Genomic DNA, 3,669 nt, shown 5'->3' with positions numbered 1-3,669 from the left:
CCTGAGCGCTCCACCACCAGCTCGCCGATGGCAGCGATCAAGAGCGGCGTCGCCGCCGTGGCGATGGTCAAAAGGATGTTGACGGTGATGTCCATCAGCGGGCCTCCTCCAGCTTGGGCGCGGCCTCGAGTTTCGGCGCGGCAAAGCCGATCAGACGAATGCGGTAATGAATGAGCGTGTCGCAGCCGAGCACGAAGAACAGAAGCATGCCCTGGAACACCCGCGCCACCTTGTCGGAGATGCCGAGCGCGCTCTGCACCGCCTCGCCGCCGAGATAGGTCAGCGCCAGCACCAGGCCCGCGGCGACGATGCCAAGCGGATTGAGCCGGCCGAGGAAGGCGACGATGATGGCGGTGAAGCCGTAGCCGGGCGAGATCACCGGCTGCAACTGACCGATGGCGCCGGACACTTCCGAAATACCGGCCAGCCCTGCCAGCGCGCCGGACAGCAGGAAGGTGAAGAACACCATCTTATTGAAACCGAAGCCGGCAAAGCGCCCTGCCCTTGGACTCGAGCCCAGCACGCGGACCTCAAAACCCTTCAGCATGCGGCTCATCATCAGCCAGATCCCTATCGCCGCGACCAGCGCGAAGACGAAGCCCCAATTGGCACGGCCGGCATCCGGCATCAGTTCCGGCAGGATGGCCGAGTCGCCGAACTGGATGGTCTGTGGGAAGCCATGGCCCTGCGGGTCGCGCCACGGTCCGCGCACCAGCCAGTCGAGGAAGAGCTGCGCGACATAGACCAGCATCAGGCTGGTCAGGATCTCGTTGGTGCTGAAGCGGGTTTTCAGCAGCGCCGGGATGGCGGCGTAGAGGGCGCCGCCGACCATACCGAGCAACAGCATCAGCGGCAGCACCAACGGACCTTCAAACTCAGGGAAGAGCACCGGGATGATCGAGCCGAAGATGCCGCCGAGGATGAACTGGCCTTCGGCGCCGATGTTCCAGATGTTGGCCTTGTAGCAGACCGACAGGCCGACCGCGATCAGGATAAGCGGGGCGGCCTTGATCGCCAGTTCATGCAACTGCCAGACCTCGCTGATCGGTTGAACGAAATAGACATCGAACGCGTTGAACGGATTGACGCCGAGCAACGCGAACAGAACCGCGCCGGCAATCATCGTCAGCGCGAAGGCGATGAAAGGCGAGAGCACCGAAAACAGCGCCGAGCGCTGCGGGCGTTTGACCAATTCGAGGCGCATCATGCCGTCTCCATGGTGTGTTCGGCGTGGCCGGGTTCGGCGCCACCCATCAACAGGCCGATCTTTTCGAAGGTGGCTTCGGCGATCGGAAGCGGCGCCGACAATTGGCCGTTGTGCATGACCGCGATGGCGTCCGACAGTTCGAACAATTCGTCGAGGTCCTGGCTGATGACGAGGACCGCCGAGCCGCTGCGGGCAAGCTCGATCAGCGCCTGGCGGATATGGGCTGCGGCACCCGCGTCGACGCCCCAGGTCGGCTGATTGACGACGAGCACGCTCGGCTTGCGGTCGAGCTCGCGGCCGACGATGAATTTCTGCAGATTGCCGCCGGACAACGCCGCCGCTTCCGGATCGGGCGCGCTTTTGCGCACGTCCATCGCCGCGATGATGCGCTGCGCGGCGCTGTAGACGGAGGCGTTCTTGACCATGCCGCCGGAGCCGACGAAGGACTTGCCGTCGGTGGCATGGCGCGAGAGCAGCAGGTTCTCCGAAAGCTTCATCCGGGGCGCCGCGCCGTGGCCGAGGCGCTCCTCCGGCACGAAGGCGGCGCCCATCAGCCGTCGGCCGGTGATCGGCAGGCCACCGGCATCCTTGCCGCGGATGCGCACCGCGCCTGGATCCTGCTGCAGCACCTCGCCGGAGACGGATTCGAAGAGTTCACCCTGGCCGTTGCCGGCGACCCCGGCGATGCCGATCACCTCGCCGGCGCGTACCGAGAGATTGATGTTCTTCAGCGGAATGGCGAAAGGCGTCGCCGGCTTGCGGGTAAGCCCGCGGATTTCAAGCAGCGCAGGCGCGGTTTCGATGCCTTCGGCAGGCGCGCGCACCACCGCCTTCACTTCGTTGCCGACCATCATGCGGGCGAGGGAGGCGGCTGTCTCCTGGCGCGGGTTGCAATGGCCGACCACCTTGCCGTGACGCAGCACGGTGGCACGGTCGCAGATGCGTTTGACCTCTTCCAGCCGGTGCGAAATGTAGAGAATGGATTTGCCTTCCGCGCGCAGCCGCTCGAGCGTCTCGAACAGCTTGTCGGCTTCCTGCGGCGTCAGCACGGAGGTCGGCTCGTCGAGGATGATGAGTTGCGGCGTCTGCAGCAGGCAGCGGATGATCTCGATGCGTTGGCGCTCGCCGACGGAGAGATCGCCGACCAGCGTTTCAGGATCGAGCGGCAGGCCGTAGCTGTAGGAGAGCGCCCTCGCCTTCGCGGCAATGGCACTGATCGGCGAGCCGTCGTTGAGTGAGAGCGCTATGTTCTCGGCCGCCGTCAGCGCCTCGAACAGCGAGAAATGCTGGAAGACCATACCGATGCCGAGCTTTTTCGCCACGCCCGGGCTGGTGATGTTCACGGCCTTGCCGTCCCAAAAAATCTCGCCCGAATTCGGCTCGAGCGATCCGAACAGCATCTTGACCAGCGTCGACTTGCCGGCGCCGTTCTCGCCGAGCAGGGCATGGATCTCGCCCTTCGCGATGTTGAGGTCGATATGGTCGCACGCCGTCAGCGTGCCGAAGATCTTCGTAAGGCCGCGAACCTCGAGCAGATTCGCCCTGTCATGATTTGCACTCACAGTGCCTCCCATCCAGTTACCCGGATATGTTCTGTGTTCCCGCTGGTATCGTATGCGCGGCCGGCTTCGGTCGGAAAGCGGCACTCAACTTGAAAGAGCTTCAAGAATTCCAGCGGAAACTCAAGGGGTAAGATACACCTATTGGGAGCTTGCGAAAAACCGGCGGGCCTTTCGGGCAAACCGTGCCCTCATCCACGGCATGGCGCTGAAGAACGAGGCAGCCGGCTCAGGGAATGAGGACGGTCGTGCCGGTCGTCTTGCGGCCTTCAAGATCGGATTGCGCCTTTGCCGCGTCCTTCAGCGCATAGCGCTGGTTGATCTTGATCTCGACGGCGCCGCTCAGCACCACGTCGAAGAGCGCCCCGGCCGACGCCACCAGATCCTCGCGCTTGGCGTTGTAGACGAAGATCGTCGGCCGGGTTGCGTAGAGCGAGCCTTTCTGGGCCAGAAGCGACATCGAGAAAGGCGGGATCGGCCCGGACGATTGGCCGAAGCTGACGAACATGCCGAGCGGCCTCAGGCAATCGAGCGAGGCGGGAAAGGTGTCGTTTCCTACGGAATCATAGACGACGTCGCATTTGCGGCCGCCGGTGAAGGCGGCGACGCCGGCGACGAAATCCTGCTCCTTGTAATTGATGACATGGTCAAAACCATGCGCCTTGGCGAGTTCGATCTTGTCGGCGGAGCTCGCCGTGCCGATCACGGTCGCGCCGAGATGCTTTGCCCATTGGCCGAGGATGAGACCGACACCGCCGGCGGCGGCGTGGTAGAGGATCGTGTCGCCTGCCTTCACATGATAAGTGCGGCGCAGCAAATATTCCGCCGTCATGCCCTTCAGCATCATGGCCGCGGCCTGCTCGTCGCTGATGCCGTCCGGTAGCTTGACCACGCGGTCGGCGG

General features: G+C 64.0%; 3 protein-coding genes. All 3 read right to left on the bottom strand.

Going from position 1 to position 3,669, the window contains the following annotated elements; all coding sequences use genetic code 11:
• Nucleotides 1-94 precede the first annotated feature (94 nt).
• A complete protein-coding gene (locus EOA38_RS30535) occupies nt 95-1,207 on the bottom strand; it encodes an ABC transporter permease (RefSeq protein ID WP_127300979.1) in 1,113 nt (370 codons plus the stop codon).
• Nucleotides 1,204-2,781, bottom strand: coding sequence for an ABC transporter ATP-binding protein (locus tag EOA38_RS30530; protein WP_189435021.1), 1,578 nt, complete (start codon nt 2,779-2,781; stop codon nt 1,204-1,206). Before EOA38_RS30530 ends, EOA38_RS30535 begins: the two co-directional genes overlap by 4 nt.
• Nucleotides 2,782-2,995: 214 nt before the next feature.
• On the bottom strand, nt 2,996-3,669 hold a 674-nt coding region (locus EOA38_RS30525; RefSeq protein WP_145966133.1), incomplete at its 5' end, for a quinone oxidoreductase.

The sequence above is a fragment of the Mesorhizobium sp. M1E.F.Ca.ET.041.01.1.1 genome, assembly GCF_003997355.1.
GTDB lineage: Bacteria > Pseudomonadota > Alphaproteobacteria > Rhizobiales > Rhizobiaceae > Mesorhizobium.
This window is presented reverse-complemented; position numbering and strand designations above follow the sequence as displayed.